We start from the raw sequence: 21,790 nt of genomic DNA on the forward strand, positions 1-21,790 counted from the left end.
GAAGTCTGTGGTGTTTTTGGGTGTGGTGAGGGAGCCGCCGTCGTTTAAGTACGACGGCGGGTTCCCTGCTTTCGTTTCTGTCCGGCTTTTGCCGGGGTGCTTACTTGCGGCCGCTGAGCTGGAGGACCTGCTTGAAGAGGCCCGAGTGGTCGAGGCCGCCGTCGCCCTGGTTGACGGTTGCGGCGACGAGCTGGGCGACGACTGCGCCGAGCGGGACAGCGACGTTGGCTTCGCGGGCTGCGGAGGTGACGATGCCGAGGTCCTTGTGGTGGAGGGCCAGGCGGAAGCCGGGGTCGAAGTTGCGGTCGAGCATCTTCTGACCCTTCTGCTCGAGGACCTTGGAGCCGGCCAAGCCGCCGCCGAGGACCTTCAGTGCTGCGTCGGTATCTACGCCGTAGGCTTCAAGGAAGGCGATGGCCTCGCCGAGGACCTGAATGTTGACGGCTACGATCAGCTGGTTTGCTGCCTTGACGGTCTGGCCGGAGCCGGACGGGCCGACGTGGACGATGGTCTTGCCCACTGCGTTGAGGACATCCTGTGCTGCCTCGAAGTCAGCCGCTTCGCCGCCGACCATGATGGACAGGACGGCGTCGATGGCGCCCTGCTCACCACCGGATACGGGAGCGTCGAGCGGACGGATGCCTGCTGCGACTGCGTCGTCGGAGAGGCGCTTGGCGACGTCCGGGCGGATGCTGGATGCGTCGATCCAGATGGTGCCCTTCTTCGCGTTAGCGAAGACGCCGTCCTTGCCGCTGACTACGCCCTCAACATCGGGGGAGTCCGGGACCATGGTGATGACGACGTCGGCGTCCTTGACGGCGTCAGCGATGCTCGTGGCACCCTGGCCGCCTTCGGAGACGAGCTTGTCGATCTTGTCCTGGCTGCGGTTGAATCCGGTGACCGTGTGGCCGGCCTTGACGAGGTTGATGGCCATGGGGAGGCCCATGATTCCGAGTCCGATGACTGCAACGTTGCTCATTGTGGTTCGCTTTCTGAAAGTCTTTTTAGCTCAGGTGTGCTTGTTGAGCTGGGTGCTTAGTTGGCGTTGGCGCGCTGGCGGATGGCCCAGCTGAAAGCCGATTCCTGCGGTTCCTTGTACTCAAGGCCGATGTAGCCGTCGTAGCCGAGTTCGCGGCTGCGGGCGATCCATTCGCCGAGAGGGAGCGTGCCGGTTCCGGGAGCTCCGCGGCCGGGGTTGTCGGCGATCTGGATGTGGCCGAAGTCCTTGGCGTGGTTCTCGATGACGGATTCGACGTCGTCGCCGTTGACTGCCAGGTGGTAGAAGTCGGCGAGGAGCTTGATGTTCTGTGCGCCGGACTCTGCCTTGACGCGGGCGATGACCTTGAGTGCGTCTTCGGCGGTGAGGAGCGGGTACTTGGGTGCGCCGCTGACCGGCTCGAGGAGGACGGTGCCGCCGATGCGGGCGACGCCCTCTGCTGCTGCGGCGAGGTTCTTGGCCGCGAGTTCGTCCTGCTCTTCAGGGGTGAACTCGTCCTGGCGGTTGCCGTAGAGGGCGTTGAAGGCCTTGCAGCCCAGGCGCTCACCAATGCCGGCTACGACGTCGATGTTGTCCTTGAACTCGGAGCAACGTCCCTTCCAGGAAACCAGGCCGCGGTCGCCGCCAGGCATGTTGCCTGCGTTGAAGTTCAAGCCCGTGAGCTGAACGCCGGCGTCCTTGATGGCTTTTTCAAACTCGGTTGTCTCTTTGTCGGTGGGAACCGAAGTGGCGAAGGGCCACCAGAACTCGACGGCGTCAAAACCGGCTGCCTTCGCGGCGGCGGGGCGCTCGAGCAAGGGCAGCTCCGTCAGGAGGATGGAGCAGTTCACTGTGTACGTCATCGTAGGTCCTTCCGAGGAGGGGCTTTGATCTATCTTCCTCTGTGCTTCGACTGGGCCTTGGTGCTTGGCCTCAGTTTCCGCTTTGTGGAATTTAGATTCTGCTTTATGAAAAGTTTAGGGAAGGTGGGGGTGGGAGTCAAGGGGGTGGGTGGGCAGGTGGGGGTTTGGGATACCAAGTGTGGCCTAGCTGAGGTGTGTCGCCGCTTTGCATGGCGGGTCGTTGCTCCAGTCGTGCAAAATACCTTCGCGGGATTTCAGGCCGACGATCAGGGAGGGAAAGCGCTGATTAGCCTTACTTCCTGCGTGCCTGGGTGGTCCGTAGGATTGCCATCGTGTCAGAAGAACTTCAGCCGTCCCGCCACGTCCGCTGGGCGTCGGAGACATCGTCGTTGGTCCGAATGATCTCGTCGGTGAGTGGGTGGGGGCCCAAGTCACGAGTATCGATCCAAGTTGGAAAAAGGTGGGTGTCCTTAACCTGGATTGGTCAGGTCCGGAGCCATCATCAACCGATGACTTGGACGTCATTGAGCCTCTTGTACTGACGCACAATTCGTGGAATGGCCGATTGTCCTACGTCAATTGCGACTAGGTGCTTCCTCGAAGCTTTCGCGTCTTTGGCAGTCTGCCGCTGATTCACGACCAACCGTCGAATAGCTACACCAACAGCTGGAGAGTGGGTTATCAGCTGGCCCGGCAACGCGCTTGGGACAGGGGCGAACGTGAGTGGAACGAACCAGGGGAACTTGTAATGACCCCCGCAGACCTGGACTGTGCCCTCGCCGAGGGAGCGCCCGTTCAAAATGATGTGCGCAGCCTGAAGGCAACTGGGTTGTCCGAAGTGGACTGTCTTCGGATAGCGTCTACGTTTCCCAACCTGAAGAGACTGACTCTCGGAGGCAATCTCGGACAGGTCACAAACGCTGGAATGCTTAACAGGCTCGGCCGGCTCCAGGACCTCTTCATCTCCGACCTGTTCGGCATAACGAAGGCCGAATGCTTGCTTCCTATCGAAGTTCCCAACCTCGAGTACCTCTACCTAGACAGCGTCCCTCATGAATTCGCCTCTGCGATGCGGAGTCGGTGGCGGTCTGAGGCGGCCAACGGCACAAGTGTCAGCATCACCAAGGCACGCAAGCCTGAATGGGTTCAAGAGAATCTTGAAAACCCGCTTCGTGACTGGGACGGACGCGAGCACATTAGTTCTGGTCGGTTCAAGAAAGCTGTGGCGCAATTCAAGAAAACACGAAGCGAGGTGCTCGCAGCGCTCTCAGGGGAGTCCGACGAGTCCACCGTGGGACGATTGGAGGACGTTGGGCGTGATTACGCCAGCGCCTTCAATCGCCTCGACGGACGGTCCCCATTCATTGAGACAGAGGAGCGCGAGGAATTGTTCGATGCGCTCGACAAGGTCATGGCTGAGTCTGAATTGGAGTTGGGTCGTTCCCTCGCGGCCGAGCGGCTGGCCCTTTTGTCGGGAGTAGAGGCCGCACGGGACTGGTGAGCCTTGCCTTGCCCCGGGGATCGGCCTACGATGCACTTCGTCAAGAAGCTCGAACCGCCAGCCCTGTTCAAGGTCCGTCGCGCTGGTCCATCTGCTGAGGTGCCCCGGCTTTTACACGACAGATGCGTCGTTATAGGCCCTTTGAAAGTGCTGCGCTGGCCATAGGGATAGCACTCAGCTCTGTTCGGTGAGTTGGTTATTGCCTCGCTGGGGCCAGTAACCGACAGACTGGAAGTATTCGGTTGAGTCGGCATGTTCTGTGAATTCGAGCAGGTTGCCGATCTTATGCTCCAGGACATCGCGTACCTCGGCTGGTGTAGCGAAGAAGAACTCTTTTCGGAGATTGGACTGGTTCAGGGCGCGGGCGGCGAAGTGTTTGTGGAGTTCGTTCTCAAGAGTGACGGCATCTTCGGAGAAGTACAGGGTGTGGATGTCGAATCGGAAGGGGACGGATGCACCACTGAGTTCGGCTACGCGTTGTTCTGGCTCCAGCCTGCGTGTGAGACCGATCTTCACGACCCCCTCGCCGAAGGCTCCTCGGTTTGAGATCACGTAGATGTACCCGGCCCTAATATTGGCCGCACGGAAGTCGTTCTGGGCGATGGCCTCGTCGACTTCTCTAAGACGCTGTTCAAGTTCTTCGTCGTGTTGGCCGGAGGCGCCGAGGGCAGCAAGGGCATTGAGGAGGTGTGAACGTTCTTTGTCCAGTCGAGAGCGTTCCTCGGCGAGTTCCCTTTCGACGCGTTGTTCTTCGCGTAGGCGGGCGCGCTCTTCACGTTGCGCTTCTTTTTCTTCCTGCTTCTTCATCAGCCAGTCGGCTGTAAGCTCAATCTCTTCGAGTCGGAGGTCATGGAATTCATCGCTGATGTACATTTCCATTAGTGCGCCCAGCTTGGCGATGGCCACTCGTGACGCTTCCAGACGCCGTTTGGCGGTTATGACGTTGCCGAGTTTGAGTGACCTGATGCTGCTGTCTGCTTCGGCGTTGTATGCCCTGAGCATGAGCTTTGCCAAGTCCTCGGTCATCCGTCTGCCCTTGGCCAAGGAGTTGTCAAAGGTGAACATGTTGGACTTGATGATGGCGCCACCGGCCCGTACCAGGTCGGCGATGCGTGTTTCGATCTCACTTAGCCGGTCACGGTAGGAGGCTGCGTTCTCGAGTGGGTGATGGTAGCGGTAGATGCCGACCTCTTGAAGTACCAGTCCGTCGTTGAGTTCAACATACGACGCTGCGGCAGTCGGGGTCTGTTCAAGACGTTGCTTCAAGAGGCTGTTTTCTGCCTCGAGGAACTCGATCCTGGCTGATTCTGAAGACTGACCGCCGGAGGTGCTAACGACCGGTTGGTCTTGCCTGTCGACCGCCGCTGGCGGCGTTTGAGTTAGGTCATCCCCGTCAGTGTTGGCGGGTAGCCATAATTGCCAGCCCTCGGGTGGGGCCGGCCATGTTGGATCGGGCGTCCACCCGGCAGGAGGGCGCCACGAGAGCGGGGGCTTGGGCCACCCGGGCGGGGGATTGAAAATCATTGTTTGCTCAGCCGACATCAGGAAGTACGCACTCCAGAGACATTGGCTGGAACCAGACCGAGCGGATTCTTCGAGACTGAAGCCCCAAGATGCTCAAGAGTGGCGGACGGTACGACGGCTGAAAGATCAATGTCGGCGAAGGCGTCGCGTGGGACAGCTACAGCAACGAACGGAATGTAGGTGTCGCGGCCGGTCGCCGGGTTGATGGTATTCGTTCCCACTTCCAGAGAGATGCTCTGGATCAAACCGCGCCGGTCCGCTTCAAAGACCTCGTGCAGTGTACGCAACGCGACTTGGTGCACAGCGCCGGAATACCGGTCCTTTGAGTCCTTCTGAGACAAAGCAACCGGCGTGATTTCATCCGATGCTTTGACGTACTTGTAGGACTTGATCGTTGGGACACTGTCCGGGCCCGGTACGAGCGTTCGCAAGGCAAGCTCAGCAGTCGCAGGATCGAATTCGGATTCGTGCTCCACCTCGAAAGCTTCGGGGTACACGGAGTTCGCGAGCACGATTCCAACGTACTCCTGCACTGCGTCGACGACGCCATAACCCAAGCCCGCGATCAACTGATCCAGGGAGGCGTTGTGTTCGGCGACTTCTGTTTCGCGAGCGGCGCACTCGGCCTCGTAGACCTTGCGCGCTTGCGCAAGTTGCTCTTGCCGTCTCGTCTCGGCTGCCGCATGACGTTCCGCGAGTTGACGACGGCGCTCGGGCAGCCGCTTCATCTCAACCTCCCAGGCACCACGGGCAGCTGCGTACTCTGCTTCAGCCTGGGCTTGCGCTTCAGCTAGCTTCTTCTTACGGCCAAACAACCCAGCCGGGGGAGCAGGAGGCTGAAATATTGGCTCCTCGGGATCCAAGAGGACAACGGGGGGAGGCGTCGGAACCTCGAGTGACCGATCAAAAGGAGGATGCTTTGCTGTCTGCCGGAGTGATTCAAGATCCACGTAGTCGTCAACGTTGAGAGTTGCTTCCAGAAGAGAATCGACTTGGTCGTATACGGCAATAAGCTCGGCGTTCAGTTGCTCCACTTCAGCCTGTTTGGCAGCGACGTGGGCATCTGCGGCTTCCTTCTCCAAACGCTTCCGCTCAGCCTCTGAAGCCCGCTGGAACGCAGCAGTTGCTCGTTGTTCCGCCCTAAAGGCTTGCTCTGCCCGCCGGGCTGCGGCCGCCTGCTCACGGACTGCGGCCCGCTGCCGCTGTTCAGCCAGCCGCGCCTGATGCTGCATTTCTGCGAAGAATCCCCGACGACGCCCCATTACCAACCTTTCACTGAATTTTCGTTCACCATATCAAGGGGGTACGACGTCTCTTGTCCGAACTTCGAGAAACGACGAACAAGGGACAGAAATAGTGGTCTATGCCATTAAGAAACAGCCTCTAGCGTTGGGACATGAGCATGGATGTTTTCAGATCGACCTTGTCCTACTGTGTTTGCGAAACCGGGGAGCGGTCTTCGCAAGCGCTGCACGAAGGCCCGTCTCCTGAGAGAGGACGGTGCCCATGTGACAGGCTCCACGTTTGAACTTGCCCTATTCAACGCAAGCCAGCACCGCCGGAGACCGATGCCAAGTGCGCCCAGGAAATTGCCAACTGGCCGACCGTAAACTGCACGATCACGGTGGGAGACTTTGCTGTTAGGAACGAGCGGAGATGGGGCATCGGACCACGTTGTGATGCGGGTGCTGCCCGGTCAAAAGCAGCTCCGATTGGTGTGTGGAGCGGTCGCTGCTCTGCGGGAAGCGGTTCCTGACGTGCCAACCGCTGGAATGCTGGGCTTGGCACTAGTCTTTGCACAGTAGTGAGAAATCAAAGGAGGGGCATGAGGTCTGGGAGATCACGCTGGATGGCTTGGCGGTCTGTCGGCATGGGGGGCGTTGCGATCCTGCTGTCAATGATGCTGAGTTCCTGTAGTTCGTCGGGCGGGTCCGCGACATTGCCTGTCCCGACATCGTCGAATGATACGGCGACCTTCAAAGACTCAGAGATGGGGCTTAGTTTTAACTACCCTTCCGTGTGGTCGGTGACGAAACCTTCAGACCCCCGGATCAAGACGGGGGCCGAAGTTCGCGACTCCTCAGGCAGATCTATAGCGGTACTGAATTTCGATACGCCACTCGATTTTCAGCCTTGCGCAACGCTCAAGCCCTATCAGCTCCTTGACTCCACGCCCGCAAACATCCCGGGAATGGATACATCAGCCGCGCCGACAACCATAAAGACAGAGATAGTGAATGTGGGGTCGGACGCATCCTACTACCCAGACGGTAAGCCGCTGCGATTGGGCATTTCTCTGTATTCGGGTCCTGGGCAACCTGTGGGGACTACGAAGGTGTGCAACTTGGCAGCCTTTTTTCAGTCGAACGGAAAGTATGGCTTCTTTTCGGCTGGCCTTGGTTTTAATACGATGCACGAAGTAACGGAATACACTACAACGAGCGAATACGCACAGATTCGGGGGATGCTAGCGTCACTTCGGTTTTTCTAGGTCTAAAGCTATAAAATGAGACTTCTTTGCTTACGTGTTGCCCTCTGTTCCATAATTAAGTGCTCAAATGAACACACAGACCCTTCGTGCGGAAAATGGTGTTTAGTTTTTTCACAAGATGGTCCGCACGATGCGTGCTGGCTCGTCTGAAGATGCCGTTGGTGGAATAAGTTGTACGACGGTGTGACCGTCCGGGCTGATCTTGACCAGGCGAGCGTCGGCCTTGGTCGCAACTTTGGCAATGGGTTGAAGGTTTTCACCGTCTACGACCCACACAGAGAAACTTCCTGTGAGAGCAACCAACAGCGTGTGACCGTCTTCGGATACTTGTATGTCAGCGGCCATAGGTCCAAACATCTGTGAGTTGAGAAGTTGCAGGTCCTTCGTATATTTGTTGATGCGTCCGCTTCCACCGACAACGACGACGGTGTGATCCGGAAGAACTCTCGCATGGGTAATTCCAGCGACGCCAGTGGCTGCGCGAGCAATGATGTTGCCGACACCATCTACCACGAGGACATTTCCAAAGGAAGTGGCAAGGATCTGGCGGCCTTCGTCCAGCACGACGGAGGACACCAATTCTCCATTTGAAAGCTTTGGCAAGGAAATCTCCTGCGCCGGGGTCGAGAAATCTAGGCTGAGCTGAGCAACGAAGCCCGATCCGGAGACAATGACAGAGTTTCCCTGATCCGCGGTTCTCATAGTGCTGATAGTTCCGGGCATCTTTGGCGATGCTCTTATGCCATCAACTGTGATGGCAAAGACCCTGTCGCCAGCTGCAACGTATGCGGTACCCCCATGTGTAACCGTCCATGGGGACGGTGCGGACTCGAGGCTACCGAGGCTTGAGCTGCCGGCACTATTAACTAGTTGCGCTTGGCCCGACGAAGTCACCGTCACAACGCCGTCACGAATGGGTACTGCAACGACGGCGTTAGCCACGGCTGAAGCCCACGGAACTGACTTGATGGTGAGTAAGTCGACTCGACCATCGGCGTGGACAACTATGGAGTGGCTGCTGTCTGCAGAGTTCGCGATGACGACTCGAGTAGAGCGGTCGCGTTCATCGATGCCGTCGGCGGGAACGGAACCACCGCTAGGTAGAGCTTGCGGTCTGGCGTCCAACATCGGAACGCCCCAGGCCTTGCCGTCGGGCGCGCATCCGAGGCCATTCAGCTCGGTACCGACGAACTTTTTACTGACGGGTTCTCCCGCTAATGACAATGCGACGTGGGCGCTGGTCTTTAGCGGGCCCTTAAACCCGGCGACAACATGAACTACTTCGCCGCATTGAAAAAGCCTATTCGTAGATGCACTGTCAGGAGTGGTCGTGTTACGAGAGGAATCGCTGTCCGCTGGGACCAAGCCGACGGTGATTTCCTTAGACGGAGGACCAGCAGTTGTGGCTGAAGGTGCAAATTTCCTCACGTGGACAACACCATTAGTAGTAAGCGTAAAAATGTTTGCGGGGGAGGCTGTGATATGAAATGCCGCCACAGAGCCGAAGCCGCTCGAGACTGGCCGCGAAGCCTCAGTCGGGCACCCCATTGACCGGAAAAGGCTTCCATCGGCGTTAATCCACCATAAGCCACCTGTTTCATCGACATCAATTGCAACGACTTTGGTCTGCACAGACTCCGTAATCCGATGATCAGGGACATCGATGCAGCCCAGCGCTCCCGAGGTGCTAATCCAGAAACCGAACCGTCCATCGGGACTTATCGCGAGAGGAAGTGAGGATCCTGATGTGAGGGGCAGCGTCGTTACCTGCCCGGCAGCCACGTCAGTTACGTAGAGAGAAGAGCCCTGAATGACTAGCGCGGATCTTCCATCGTTGGAGATAGCAGCGGATGATGCTGTACCGGATGGTACAACAACGGTTGAGCGGTAGGTTCTCGCGTTCACAGCCTTGAGGGCCGCTCGAGTGGCGTCGTTATTGTCGAGGTCGTATCCGCGCTGGGCCAACTGGACCGAGTCAGATGTCGTCTGTGCTTGCATCGCTTGTTGCGCCAACTGCAGAGACGCCGTGTAATTGGCGCGGTTAACTGCAGCCGCGCTGCTTACACCAGCCTGCTGGCTCGCCACGGACGCCACAACACTTAGCGTTGCTAACGTCGCGATGACTACGGCCAACGAAATACCTAGCCATCGTCGGCGTCCCCGCCCGACTTTAAGGAGCTTGTCCACTCGCGCTGTAAGCTCACTGTCCTTCGCGAGGCCAAACTGTGGTAGCTGAGCCATAGACAGGAGTTGCGCATCCTTTATTTGTAGACGCCCGAATCCAATTCGGGGGGACGTTCCTGAATTCAGTTCTGCCACCAAACGTGCATGGGCGGCCGCTACGTTGTTGCCCTCAGAGAGTTGCGGCAGGAGGTCTAGGGGCTGATGCTCCGGCGCCCTGGCAAAGACCTCAAGCGGTTTTTCTTCGATCCCATCCCCTAGGGCTGCAACACGTTTGCCCATATCCTTTGCATGTTGATGCTCATCAGCGCAGTACTTCGACTGATGCCACGCCGCGGTCTCCAGGATAAGGAACGTAGAGGCATCGTCAATTGCAGCTTGGATGATCTTCCAGTGTTCCTGTCCACCTGGAATGCCGCCCCGGATGAGTCCCCCGGCGTCGGTTGCCTTGTCCATCCAAACGCTGTGCCCACTTGATCGGAGGGTTTCGACAACCTGCTGAGCACGATTTCTCTCGACGGATGCGTAAGAGATTACGAAGTCGGCCATCAGCCAGCTCCTGTGGTGATCACAGTATTCTTAAGAGAAACAGCCTCTTCGCCCGATAGTTCTCGCGGTGAATCCCGTTCCAAGGTCTGGAGCAGCTGATCTTCAGTAGAGAGGTTCAGTTTTTGGAATCCACCGTCTGCCCTCAACAACCAGACCGTACCGCCGTCAATCACCAAGTCACGGATGACCGCAAACCGTGCTTCCTGAGGAGTGAGGTCTAGTAGCACATGTCCATCCACAGGATTCACTACTGCCCCTCCAGACAGGCCTATGACGGCAACTTGCGAGCCATCGTTGGAGACTCGAAGTGCAAAAGCCCCCAACCCGGCGTCGAGTTGCAGGATCTTTCGCAACTCTCCATCGGATTCTTCCGCCAGCGTTCCGTTAGTGCCGATAGCAAAAATGCTACCTCCAGGGGCAGCACCAGCTGCGGCAACCGGCGAGCCGAGCTCTGCCAACGAAATGCTGGGTGCATCGTCGCGAAAAATCCTTCCATCACTTAGGACCGTCGCCGTCGAGTCGTCAGTTACCCCAATCCAAACCGGTGTTGCCGTCGAGTTGAAGGATGTGGTGTGGAACGAACCATCAGCTCCGATCGTAACCATCTCAGTGGACGTAGCGAATCCGACGCGGGTGCCTTTATCGTTAGCAGCGGCAACTAGTGGATCGAACGAGTCACTAACCTTGGTGCGCCACAACACCTGTAATTTTTGTACGTCGATGACAGTGAAGACATGGTCCGGCACGTAATGGAGAGTGACTTTTCCGGGCAGAGGTATGGTTGCGGACGGACTGTTTCCGACGAACATACCGGCGATCTTTCTGAAATCAGATGAGTCAAGGATCGCGGCTGTTCCATTGGACGCATTTGATGCGACGATGGCAGTTCCATCAGTCGAAAGAACTGCTTGAGGTCGGTCCATCGCCCTCTTTGAGGGAGCAGCCCGCGAAAACAAATCCGAACGAAGCTGATCGCTGCCGTTTGGATATGCGATCGATGGGGGCGATTCCCAGAGCCTCAAATACCCGTCAGCCCCAATTGTTGCTGTCCGTCCATTCGGTAAAGCGCCAATTCCAACGACTGGACCACGGTGCGACACATAACTGCTAAGAATTGTGCCGGAACTAATTCCAATCTGAGTCGTCGGACGTACGTTGTCGCCAATTGCCCAAGTCGTGCCGGTGCTCACGACCATGCTCCCGCTTCCACGGACATCCACGGAGGTTAGGCCGGCATCAGTTCGTTTGAAGCCCTTCGCGCCGTCTGACAGCGCAACATAGACCAGGGTCCCGTCATCGCTGGTAGCGAGGTCACGACCGCCGGTAACATCGATGGTTTTTGTGGCCATTGCTGTTCCGGTTGTTAAGTCCACTGACAAGAGCTGGTTTCCGTCTAGCACCGTAGCCACCGGCACATGTGCCGCCGTCGAGAAAATTAATTGCTCTGGATTGTTGATGGAAACCTGTGTTTGAGTCACAACGCCTGCCGGGATATCGCGGATCCCCAAACGGCCGTTTTTTAGGAACACGGCTCTGGAGTCGTTGGTCCAGCCGCAGAAACTGCCGTCTACCTCATCGATTGTGTTCCCAGTTCCACTGTCAACCAAGCGCGTTCCTAGGGCAAGGAGCTTTCCGCCAGGTGCCAAGGCTACGCCGGGTGAGTCCATCGGGTTTGAAGGGATGGAACGGATGAGTCGACCATCGTCACCACGTCGAATTTCAGTGATTCCGTCGACATACTGAACAGCGATTGTTCCCGACTCTCGGTCAGTGGACAGAAAACGCGGAAGGGCTTGGAGACGGACGCTCAAATGGGTCGGAGCGCTTTGAACTACACGGCGGGCCGCTGCTATTGCTTCAGCAGTGTTGCTCTGGTGGAGAGCCTCTTCCGCAAGCAACCACGGCAGATCTGGATCCGTTCCGATAAGACTCGTGGCAAGACCAGCCAACCGCACGCTTTCCGCGCCGGCAGTTCTGTTATTGGCCAGAAGGCGGGACGCATCAGCCTCGTGCTGTTGGATCAATGCGATCCCGGATGCAGCAGTCAAAGCCGCCGCGACAACTCCGGAGATCCATGCCAACAGGCGGTTTCTGCGTTGCCGTCTGTCAACGCCGGCCCTGACATAAAGATTCACGTTCCTCGTGGCTACGGATGAAGCCTTACTGAGTACCCGGATTGCTTCATCAACAGCTGCTCCTCGGAGGAGGTGGCTGGGTGCCTTGTCAGCCACACTCCATTGGCGTGCCTTGTCCTCGAGAAGTGTCAGAGCCGCGAGCGAACCGCCACCGATGCTCCAAACAAGCATGATGTGGTCAGCAACGTGCTCGACTCCTAACTCACCGAGGTAAAGCTGGGAGAGGTCGCTGAATACGGGGGAGGCGTCTAAACCTTCGACGACGGGAAGGATCCGACCCTGAAAAGGGCGTAGGGCGTCAACTTTGATTTTTGAGTCCCCAGAATGCCGGCTGATGGCAACTACAACGACACCGCTCGTACGCGTCGGAATGTTCGTAGTGGGTCCCGTCACCACGACACCTCGAGATCTGAGTTCCTGTGCGAGATGCTCAAAAATATCGGCGGGATCGCCAGCGCTATAGATCCAGATGGGTTCACCTTGCGGCATGAGCAAAAGGTTACTAAGCCAATCGGTCACACCATGTGTGAAGGGCCGTGTCGGCGAATTATGAAGCCTTGTAAGAAGTGGCGACTACGCGCCAAAAGGACAGCCAGCAAGACAGCTTTCCGGAGGTGGTTGCGATTGCGGTTCTGGACGGCATGACTTGGCTAGCTTGTCCGGGCGGGACTTCTAGGGTAGTGCGGACAAACGATCCAGTGACCGAGCCAGTCCAGCGATATGGGGCGGACCACTCCTGCCATATGGGCCGGGTGTGCCGTCGAGGCAAGCTCTCCTCTGCGCGTTGAAGGACGTCTATTCCGGAATGATCGTCGGGTCCTAGATGGACAGCGGATGAAGTCCTCGCTCGCCGTGGCCGCACTGGAAATCGCCGCACGGGGCGGCAAACCTGCAGGAAATGTAGGGCGTTCGGACCGCGGCTCCCAGTTCAGGACACGCCGGTTCGTCGAATCGCTTCGTCACCACGAGCTCACCGGATCGATGGGCAGGGTCGGTGCGGGCGCGGACAGCGCCGCAATGGAATCGTTCTTCTCGCTGCTGCAAAAGAACATCCTGGATGTAAGCGGTGGCTCACAAGACAAGAACTCAGACTGGCCGCCACAATCTGGATCGAAGGGACCTACTCCCGCCGACGAAGGCAAAGACGGCGGGGAGCTCACGCCCATCCAATATGAAACAATCAACCTGACCGTGCTCACAGCGGCCTAGGACCCCGAGTCAAAGAAAGCCGGGGCTTTTCCTTCGTCTGATGACTAGCCCTCATAAGCGGGCTAGCTTGCGCTCAGAACCGTTCAATGTCATCACGATTCGCTAGAGTCGAAACAACCTATCGGAAAGGCCCTTCACCATGGCGAGTATCCTCAAGTCATTTACGCGTCACAAGACCTTCGTCTCCTACCATCATGCCGACGAAGCTGAGGTATCGACTTTCATCGACCACTTCGATCACGACCACGACGTATTGATTTCTCGCGGCATCGGCGCATCCATGGCTGGTGATGTTATTAACAGCACCGACGCTGACTACATCAAGCAGCGAATTCGGAGCCTATACCTCCGGGACAGTTCGGTCACGCTCGTGCTTGTTGGAGCCGAGACGTGGGGGCGGCGTTTCGTTGACTGGGAGATTGCAGCTTCCTTGCGGAATACATCCACATCGTCGCGCAACGGCCTCCTTGCCATAACACTTCCATCAGTGGCGAACCTCACTCGCCAACTTCCTTCCAGACTCGCGGACAATGTTGATTCGTCCGATGTTGACCTTGCCTACGCTCGGTGGATGAAATATCCATCAAATGCGGCCACTTTAGCTGAGTGGATTGATGCAGCCTACAAGCGCCGTTCGACCCACGATCACTGGGTCAACAACAGCCGCCCTCTCCGACTGCGCAATGCAAGCTGAGAAACCGCACCTCAGTGATGAGCAGCTTCCGGCATTCTTTCTCGCCTCCGACGCAGCTTCTGGAAAGGCTCAACGAGCAGCCTTGAACGCAAACCGTGTCAGGCTGATTGGCGCGATCGGCGCGGCAGTAGGTGGCGCCTTTTCTCTTAGCATTGGACACTTGGATTTATGGGCGCTGGTCGCCCTTGTCGGTTTCATTGCAGCTTTCAGTGCTGAACTATATTTGGCGTCTCAGCAACCAGAGCGTGACTGGTACCAGGCCCGTGCTGGTGCGGAGTCAGCTAAGACTCTGAGCTGGAGGTACGCAGTGTGTGCTGACCCCTTCTTCGTAGACCTACCAGCTAAGGAAGCCGATAACTTATTCCGAGCCAGGATTAGTCAGGTTGCGAAGCAGGTCTCCCCAGCCGTTGCGCTGCCCTCGGGTGACGGGAGCTCCCCAACCCCGGCTATGAAACTTGTCCGAAATCTAAGCCTCGGAGAGCGTCGGGAGATATACCTTACGGGCCGAACACGTGCCCAGCGCGATTGGTACACGCGGAAGTCTGCAGCCAATAAGAAAGCGGCTGCATGGTGGCGTGGAAGCCTGCTTGTTGCTGAGGTAATCGCAGTTACACTCGCCGCAGGTCGATTGTTTGGCGGGTGGGAGCTTGATCTTGCTGGCGTATTGGCTGCAGGAATCGGTGCAGGAGCGGCCTGGTTAGCTTTAAAGCAACATACTGTGCTGCGCTCCGCATATGCACTCACTGCTGCCGAACTCGAGAAGCAGGTTGCCACTCTAACTGCGGCGGAGGACGCCAACTGGTCCGAGTCTGTTGCCGATGCCGAGGAAGCGATAAGTAGAGAGCACACCATGTGGCTTGCCTCTCGTGGCGAAGTTAATGAGGTGACTGGTTAGAGAATTCGTTTGGTTCGGGCGTAATGAGTGCCGCAGAGCAGGCTCTAACGTCCCTGATTCTTGATCAACAGGACCTCAAACGACAAAAGCGGACTATCTTCCCAATCCGTGGACGCAAGAGATGAAACCACGGTGAGAGTCGCTGGACAACGTCCTACCAGGGGGCATCCGTAAGTCGATAAATACGAGTGAGGGGCTAGTCTCAATCGGTTCGCCGTAGTGGAATGTTTCACTGCCAAATCGAGATCCTGTCGTCTGGACGAAAATCGTTGTCTAGCCAGGTCGGACCGTATGATTCAAGCATGGTTCGACCCGATCCCCTGCAAGCCGCTGCCAGCTACTACACCGCAGAGCGGTGGCAAGAACAGGAATGGCGTCAATTCGGTCGAGAGACCGGTACTTCTGACATTCTGTCCTCACACCCTCGGCTGTACCGGTCCCTTTCTTTCGGCGACGACGATTACCCGGACGCAGCCGGGGAAATTGTTGCTCGGATTCTCGACGAGGGTGTTAGCGATAACGCCAATGAAGCCGAACGTATGGATCTAATCGCCGACGCAATGCCCGACTTACCGACGTGGACAGCTGAGCACGCGCCCAGCCGGACTAAGCGCCTGTTTCAGGATTACCTCGATGCCAGAGATCCTTCTGAGATTCCACCGTCGTGGTTAGACACATCCACACAAGGAGCCGACGTCTCACCGATCGAGCAGACTTTCTCTCAATCAGGCTCACCAGAGAGCTTTTGGGTGACGCCGGCGGAGAAAGCCTGGGACCCGCCGCGATTCGACACGATGTCGCCCCCTACAACCACGGGCTCACCAGCAGAACAACCCTCGGAACGACGTATTTTCGTGGTGCACGGCCACGATGAACCGGCACTGCACTCAATCCAGGTCTACGTGCACCGGGAGACGGGCATCATGCCAATATCCCTCGCGCAGGAGGCTGGCGCCAGCATGACCATCATCGAGAAATTCGAGAGTTACGGAGAGAAGACGTCATATGCGATCGTCCTGCTCACCCCGGACGACGTAGGCCAAACCCTTGGCGATCACAGCGCAGGGCTTCCACCCAGTCCGCGAGCACGTCAGAATGTGGTGCTCGAACTCGGTTACTTCATCAGCGCCCTTGGGCGAAAAAACATTGTCGTAGTGAATGCCGGAGTTGAACGCCCATCTGATTTGGCGGGCGTTGGTTACGTGCAGTACCCGGGGACTAACTGGAAAGATGACCTGCGTAAGGAGCTTGTAACGGCCCGTCTCACTATGCGCTAGGAGGTTCTAATGGCTCGGCCGACAGTGCAGGACGTCGCCAGGACTGCTGGCGTGTCTGTAGGGACGGTGTCGCGCGTCTTGAACGGGAGCCCGGCTGTCAGCGAGGCGGCCAAGGAGAAGGTCAACGCGGCCATCCGGGAGCTCAGCTACCGTCCCCTCGCCTCAGCAAGGGATCTCCGAAGAGACCGCACGATGCGCGTCCTGGCCCTTGCCAAGAACCTGGATTCTCTCGTCATCAGCGAAGTCTTCCGAGGTGTCGGGGATGCTGCGGCGGATTCCGGCTACGTCAGCCTCATCGCAGCCACCGACGGGGACTTGGACCGCGAACAGCAACTCGTGGATATGCTGCGCAACGGCTCCGTGGACGGCCTGGTGATTTTCTCGCCCACTATGCTGGACGACGATGTCAACACCGTCGCCGAGCAACTCAGCGTGATCCAGGTCTGTGAAGTCGTCGACGCCGAAGCGGCTTTTGGAGTGTCCATCGATGACCGCCAAGCGGCCTACGACATCACCAAACACCTGATCGACACGGGTGCCAAGAAGCTGGCTATGCTCGCCCACAGAGGTGCCCGCTCAGGCAGGCTCCGTGAGGAGGGCTTCCGGCAGGCGCTTGAAGAGGCGGGCTTGGAGTCGGACCAGATCCTGTTCGGTGAAGGCAACTTCGGCTTCCACGCCGGCCGGACCCTCGCCAAGAAGCTTCTCAAAGCAAAAGACCGCCCGGACGCCGTTTTCTGCGGGACCGACGTCGTCGCCGCCGGTTGCGTTCGGGAACTCACGGATGCCGGACTACGAGTTCCCGACGACATCGCCGTAGCCGGTTTCGATGACTCTGCCCAAGCAGAAATGTGCGTCCCGGAGCTGACCACGGTGAGGCAGCCGGCCTATGAAATGGGCCGAGTCGCCTTCGCTGAACTCTTGGAGCGGATGACCGTCGAGGGCTCACACCGCAAAGGAAGAACCTTCCTCCCGCACGAACTCGTCATCCGAGACTCCACCAAATAAAAGAGGGTTGACAGCCTTCAGTGGTCCCTGTCACACTATTTTGGAATCGATTCCACGGCCGCAAGGCCGATTCTTTTGAACACATTTGGAATCGATTCCACAGCTCAAAGGAACCACCGGCAAAGAAGCCACCCTCAGCACGCGGGACAGCCAAACCGCGCACTGAAACTCGCCGCCCACAGACCCCAAAGGAGCCACTTGTGGACTTGAACCGACCTGCTCTACCGCTCCAGAACAAAGCCACAAACCGAAAAGCACTGGCGGCGACAGCAATCGCCGCAGCCCTCCTCCTCAGCGCGTGCGGCGGGGGAGCAGCACCCCAAGGGGCCGAGCAGGCGGCAGCTGCCGATCCGGCGTCGGGCGCTAATGCCAGCGGTGCCGTGAACATCTGCGGCGTCAAGGACGCGAGCGGTATCTACAAGGGCACGGCGGAGGCGTTTACGAAGGCGAACGGCAAGGTCACGGCCAAGTACACCGAGATCGGCGCCACCACGGATGAAGCCCGCACGCAGATCGTACAGCGGCTCGAAGGTAAGTCCACTGAGTGCGACCTCTTTGTCACGGATGTCATCTGGACCTCCGAGTTCGCCTCGCAGGGCTGGCTGCTGGACCAGACCAAGCTGGTGGAGGCCAACAAGGACCGGCTCATTCCCTCCACTGTGGAAACTACCAAGTACCAGGACAAGTACTGGGGCTCGCCGTTCTTCACCAACGCCGGGTTGATCTACTACCAGAAGGACAAGGTGGCCAAGCCCGAGTCCTGGCAGCAGCTCTACGCAGAAGCCGCCAAGGCTCCCGGCAACGGCTACGTCTACCAGGGCAAGCAGTACGAGGGCCTCACGGTGAACTTTCTCGAAATGCTCTACAGCGCAGGCGGTGAAGTCCTCAACGACCAAGGCGACGTCAAAATCGACTCCAAGGAAACCCGCGACGTCCTCAACTTCATGAGCGACGGCCTCAAGAACGGCTCAGCCGACCGCGCCGTCCTCACCTACAACGAAGACCCGGCCCGCCTCGCCTACGAGTCCGGCGACTTCGGATACCAGCGCAACTGGCCGCACGTCTACCGCCTGCTCAATGCAACACCGCTCGCGTCCAGCTTCGCGGTTGCGCCGCTGCCGGCATGGGAAGGCGGCAAGGCCTCCGGCGTGCTCGGCGGCTGGAACCTCGCGATCTCGGCCCACTCCACCAACGAGGCCGGGGCTGTCGCGTTCATCGACTTCGCCACCACCCCGGACTGGCAGAAGCACGTGGCCATGGACTACTCCCAGGCACCCGTGAATGAAGCTGCCTACTCTGATGCCGCGGTACTGCAGAAGATGCCGTTCGCCACGGAACTCCTCGCCTCCGTGAAGGGTGCCAAGCCGCGCCCGATCTCCCCGGTCTACCCGCAGATCTCGCAGGCGATCTACAAGAACGTCTACGCCGTCCTCTCCGGCACCGCCTCCACCGAAGAAGCCGTCCAGAAGATGGCCGAGGAAATTACCACCGCCAAGGCGAGCTTCTAACCATGGCCATCAAAACAATCCCGCCAAGCCGCGGCCCAGCAAAAACAAGCGGCCGCGATCGCGCCGAACGCAAGCTCGCGTTCCGCATGACCGCCCCGTCGCTGGTCATCATGGCGCTGGTTGCGGCGGTCCCCATCGGCTACGCGATCTGGCTCTCGCTGAACCAGTACAGCGTCCGCACCGCAGGCTTGTCCCGTTTTGTCGGCCTGGAAAACTACATCAACGCCCTCGCAAGCCGAGAGTGGTGGGCGGCGTTCGGCCAGACGTTCCTCTTCGCGGGTCTCTCCGTCAGCCTGGAACTCATCCTCGGCACGGCCATGGCGCTCCTGCTCAACCTCGCGTTCAAGGGCCGGGCCGTCCTGCGCACCGTGGTTCTGTTGCCCTACGCGATCATCACCGTGGTCAGCGCCATCACCTGGCAAACCATGTTCCAGCCCAACATGGGCCTGGTCACCAACGTCCTCTCCGCACTGGGGCTGCCGGGCGGCGACGTCGTCTGGCTCGGTGAGCACGGCTACGCGATGGCCGTGATCGTCATGGCCGACGTCTGGAAAACCACCCCGTTCGCGGCACTCATCATCCTGGCCGGCCTGCAGGTCATCTCCGCCGAAACGTACGAGGCCGCGGAACTCGACGGCGCCAGCAAATGGCAGACCTTCGTGAACATCACCCTGCCGCTCCTGCGCCCGGCAATCGTCCTCGCCGCGATCTTCCGCACCATGGACGCCCTACGCGTCTTCGACCTGCCGTTCGTCCTCACCCGGGGCGCCAACGGCACCGAATCCATGTCCATGCTCGCCTACACGCAACTGCGCGAAAATCGGCTCGTGGGCGAAGGCTCGGCGCTGTCCATCCTGACCTTCCTCACCGTCATGGTGGTCTCGGTCATCTATGTCCGCTTCGCCGGCGGCAACATCCGCGACGTCGCGAAGGAGGAACAATGAGCACGCTGACTGCAGAACGCCCGACGGCGGAACTCACCACCGGGCGCAAGGCGCCGAAGCGTCGCTTGCGTGGGGAATCGAAGCTGCACCCCTTGGTTTGGGTGTTCGTGGTGGCCGTCATGGCTTTCTCGCTCATCCCGTTCTACTGGCTGGTCAACACCTCCCTTAAGAAGGGTGCGAGCCTGTCCCAAGGCGAGCTCTTCCCGAGTCAGCCGACGCTCGAGAACTATCTGGTGGTCTTCCAGAACCCCGAGTTCCTCCTGGCCTTGCGCAACTCGGTGATTATCGCCGTCGTGACTACAACGGTGGCGCTGATATTCGCGTCCTTCGCCGCCTATGCGTTGGCCAGGCTGAAGATGCGCCGCAAGGCGATGATCCTGACGCTGATCCTCTCGGTCACCACGTTCCCGGCCATCGCCATCGCGGCCCCGATGTTCTCCATCTGGCGCGAGATCGGCCTGTACGACACCTTGCTGGGCCTCATCATCCCGAAGCTGACGTTCGCGTTGCCGTTGGCGATCTACACGCTGACGTCCTTCTTCAAGGAGATCCCGCGTGAGCTGGAGGAATCCGCGTACATGGACGGCGCCACACCGTTCGTCGCCTTCCGCAAGGTCATCCTGCCGCTGGCGGTCCCCGGCCTGGCGACCACGGCGATCCTGGTGTTCATCTCGGTCTGGAACGAATTCCTCCTGGCCGTCACGCTGACCACCTCGCCCGAAGCCCGACCCGTCCCGGTGGCGATTGCGTTCTTCAGCGGCACCAGCGAGTTCGACCAACCCCTCGGCACCATCAGCGCAGCGTCGGTGATCATCACCGTCCCACTCGTGATCCTGGTGCTCGTGTGCCAGAAGCGGATCGTTTCCGGCATGACGGCCGGCGCGGTCAAGGGCTAACCCCAAACCTAGTAACCACAGAAAGAACAGGAACAACGTGAGCATTCAGCAGCAGGCCCCGTCCGCAACCCTCAAGGTGGGAGTTGTGGGCATCGGTTGGGCCGGCCAGCAGCACCTCAAGGCGTACAGCAACATCGACGGCGTCGAGATCGTCGCCGTCGCCGGCATGGAAGCTGACCTTCTTGCCCAGCTGAAGGAGGAGTACAGCATTCCGCACGCCTTCGCCCGTTGGGAAGACATGATCGAGCTCGAAGGCCTCGACGCCGTCAGCGTCGCCGTGCCGACGTTCCTGCATGCGCCCATCGCCATTGCCTCGCTCGAGCGGGGACTGCATGTGCTGAGCGAAAAGCCGTTGGCGCGCAACGCCGTCGAGGGTCAACAAATGGTGGACGCCGCCCGTAAGGCCGGCCGCGTGCTGGACGTCGCGTTCAACCACCGCCGCCGCGGCGACATCCAGGCGCTCAAGGAAGTGATCGATGCCGGCACGCTCGGTCGCCCGTACTACGCCAAGGCATCGTGGCTCCGGCGCCAAGGCATTCCGATGCTGGGCAGCTGGTTCACTAACCCGGAACTCGCCGGCGGCGGCCCGCTTGCCGACATCGGCGTGCACGTCCTGGACTACTCGCTGCACCTCCTGGGCGAGCCCAAGGTGCTGGCCGTCTCGGCGTCGACCCATTCCGAACTCGGCCCGCGCGGCCTCGGCGGCAACGCCCGGTACACGGCGTCGAACTCCAGCCACAAGTTTGAAGTGGAAGACTTCGCTTCGGCGTTCATCCGGCTGGAAGGCGGCGGTACCTTGATCCTGGAAGCGGGCTGGGCCACGTACCGCGACGAGCGGGACCTGATGGACTTCACCGTTTACGGGACCGACGGCGGCGCGGACTTGCGCTCGGTGGGCGCCTCCGAGAACCCGGTGGCGGACGTTCACGTCTTCACGGAGAAGGACGGCGAAAACGCCGACTTTGAGGTGGTGGCCGAACCCGGGCGAGCCCACCAGGCCGTCGTCGACGATTTCATTGCCGCGGTCCGCGGTGGGGAGACCGTGTGGGGAAGCCATGACGGGTCCCTCGCCCTTAGCCGTGCCCTGGTACTCGATGCTTGCTACAAATCCGCCCTTGAACAACGTGAAGTGGTGCTCTGAA

At 59.1% G+C, this 21,790-nt stretch carries 14 protein-coding genes and 2 pseudogenes; 10 read left to right on the plus strand and 6 right to left on the minus strand.

The genetic code is table 11. The features are described 5' to 3' along the window. Positions 1-100 precede the first annotated feature (100 nt). Together MOD31_RS08105 and MOD31_RS08110 are read right to left on the minus strand one after the other, a co-directional pair. A pseudogene (locus MOD31_RS08105) lies at positions 101-997 on the minus strand (2-hydroxy-3-oxopropionate reductase); the annotation flags it as partial. A gap of 38 nt (positions 998-1,035) precedes the next feature. Then, positions 1,036-1,839 carry a hydroxypyruvate isomerase family protein gene (locus MOD31_RS08110; protein ID WP_250820284.1) on the minus strand — a complete coding sequence of 268 codons (804 nt, stop codon included), beginning with the start codon at positions 1,837-1,839 and terminating at the stop codon, positions 1,036-1,038. Between the two features lie 925 nt (positions 1,840-2,764). On the opposite strand from MOD31_RS08110, the gene MOD31_RS08115 reads away from it, so the two are divergent. Then, a complete protein-coding gene (locus MOD31_RS08115; RefSeq protein WP_250820285.1) occupies positions 2,765-3,340 on the plus strand; it encodes a hypothetical protein in 576 nt (191 codons plus the stop codon). A 174-nt stretch (positions 3,341-3,514) separates the two neighbouring features. Here the strand turns inward: MOD31_RS08115 and MOD31_RS08120 are convergent, their stop codons facing one another. From MOD31_RS08120 to MOD31_RS08135, 4 genes are all read right to left on the minus strand, one after another. Continuing rightward, positions 3,515-4,606 (minus strand): DUF4041 domain-containing protein, encoded by a 1,092-nt coding sequence (locus MOD31_RS08120; protein WP_243753317.1) that lies wholly within the window; start codon positions 4,604-4,606, stop codon positions 3,515-3,517. A gap of 275 nt (positions 4,607-4,881) precedes the next feature. After that, on the minus strand, positions 4,882-6,126 hold the full coding sequence (locus tag MOD31_RS08125; protein WP_243753318.1) for a hypothetical protein: 1,245 nt from the start codon (positions 6,124-6,126) through the stop codon (positions 4,882-4,884). Positions 6,127-7,466: 1,340 nt separating this feature from the next. Continuing rightward, positions 7,467-10,085, minus strand: coding sequence for a toll/interleukin-1 receptor domain-containing protein (locus MOD31_RS08130; protein ID WP_166842318.1), 2,619 nt, complete (start codon positions 10,083-10,085; stop codon positions 7,467-7,469). Further along, positions 10,085-12,709, minus strand: a complete 2,625-nt coding sequence (locus MOD31_RS08135) for a hypothetical protein (RefSeq protein WP_250820286.1) — start codon at positions 12,707-12,709, stop codon at positions 10,085-10,087. The genes MOD31_RS08130 and MOD31_RS08135 overlap by 1 nt, the downstream gene beginning before the upstream one ends. Before the next feature lie 286 nt (positions 12,710-12,995). On the opposite strand from MOD31_RS08135, the pseudogene MOD31_RS08140 reads away from it, so the two are divergent. The 9 genes and pseudogenes from MOD31_RS08140 to MOD31_RS08180 all read left to right on the plus strand — a co-directional run. Then, positions 12,996-13,429: pseudogene (locus MOD31_RS08140) on the plus strand (DDE-type integrase/transposase/recombinase); the annotation flags it as partial. A gap of 139 nt (positions 13,430-13,568) precedes the next feature. Further along, positions 13,569-14,123, plus strand: coding sequence for a TIR domain-containing protein (locus MOD31_RS08145; protein WP_166842320.1), 555 nt, complete (start codon positions 13,569-13,571; stop codon positions 14,121-14,123). Next, positions 14,113-15,018, plus strand: a complete 906-nt coding sequence (locus MOD31_RS21915; RefSeq protein ID WP_166842321.1) for a DUF4231 domain-containing protein — start codon at positions 14,113-14,115, stop codon at positions 15,016-15,018. Before MOD31_RS08145 ends, MOD31_RS21915 begins: the two co-directional genes overlap by 11 nt. Before the next feature lie 302 nt (positions 15,019-15,320). Beyond that, entirely contained in the window at positions 15,321-16,295 is a 975-nt protein-coding gene (locus MOD31_RS08155; RefSeq protein WP_166842322.1) for a TIR domain-containing protein, read from the plus strand. 9 nt (positions 16,296-16,304) lie between these two features. Further along, positions 16,305-17,300: a LacI family DNA-binding transcriptional regulator gene (locus tag MOD31_RS08160; RefSeq protein WP_250820287.1), complete on the plus strand. Its 996-nt coding sequence runs from the start codon at positions 16,305-16,307 to the stop codon at positions 17,298-17,300. Between the two features lie 200 nt (positions 17,301-17,500). Continuing rightward, positions 17,501-18,808: an ABC transporter substrate-binding protein gene (locus tag MOD31_RS08165; protein ID WP_250820288.1), complete on the plus strand. Its 1,308-nt coding sequence runs from the start codon at positions 17,501-17,503 to the stop codon at positions 18,806-18,808. A gap of 2 nt (positions 18,809-18,810) precedes the next feature. After that, complete coding sequence (locus MOD31_RS08170; protein WP_250820289.1) at positions 18,811-19,752, plus strand: carbohydrate ABC transporter permease; 942 nt, start codon at positions 18,811-18,813, stop codon at positions 19,750-19,752. Beyond that, the gene (locus MOD31_RS08175; RefSeq protein WP_250820290.1) at positions 19,749-20,648 is read left to right on the plus strand and encodes a carbohydrate ABC transporter permease; all 900 of its coding nucleotides are present in this window, start codon (positions 19,749-19,751) and stop codon (positions 20,646-20,648) included. The genes MOD31_RS08170 and MOD31_RS08175 overlap by 4 nt, the downstream gene beginning before the upstream one ends. 37 nt (positions 20,649-20,685) lie before the next feature. Continuing rightward, entirely contained in the window at positions 20,686-21,789 is a 1,104-nt protein-coding gene (locus tag MOD31_RS08180; protein WP_039242955.1) for a Gfo/Idh/MocA family protein, read from the plus strand. The last annotated feature ends 1 nt before the right edge of the window (position 21,790 follow it).

The organism is Paenarthrobacter sp. TYUT067 (assembly GCF_023656375.1).
Classification (GTDB): domain Bacteria; phylum Actinomycetota; class Actinomycetes; order Actinomycetales; family Micrococcaceae; genus Arthrobacter.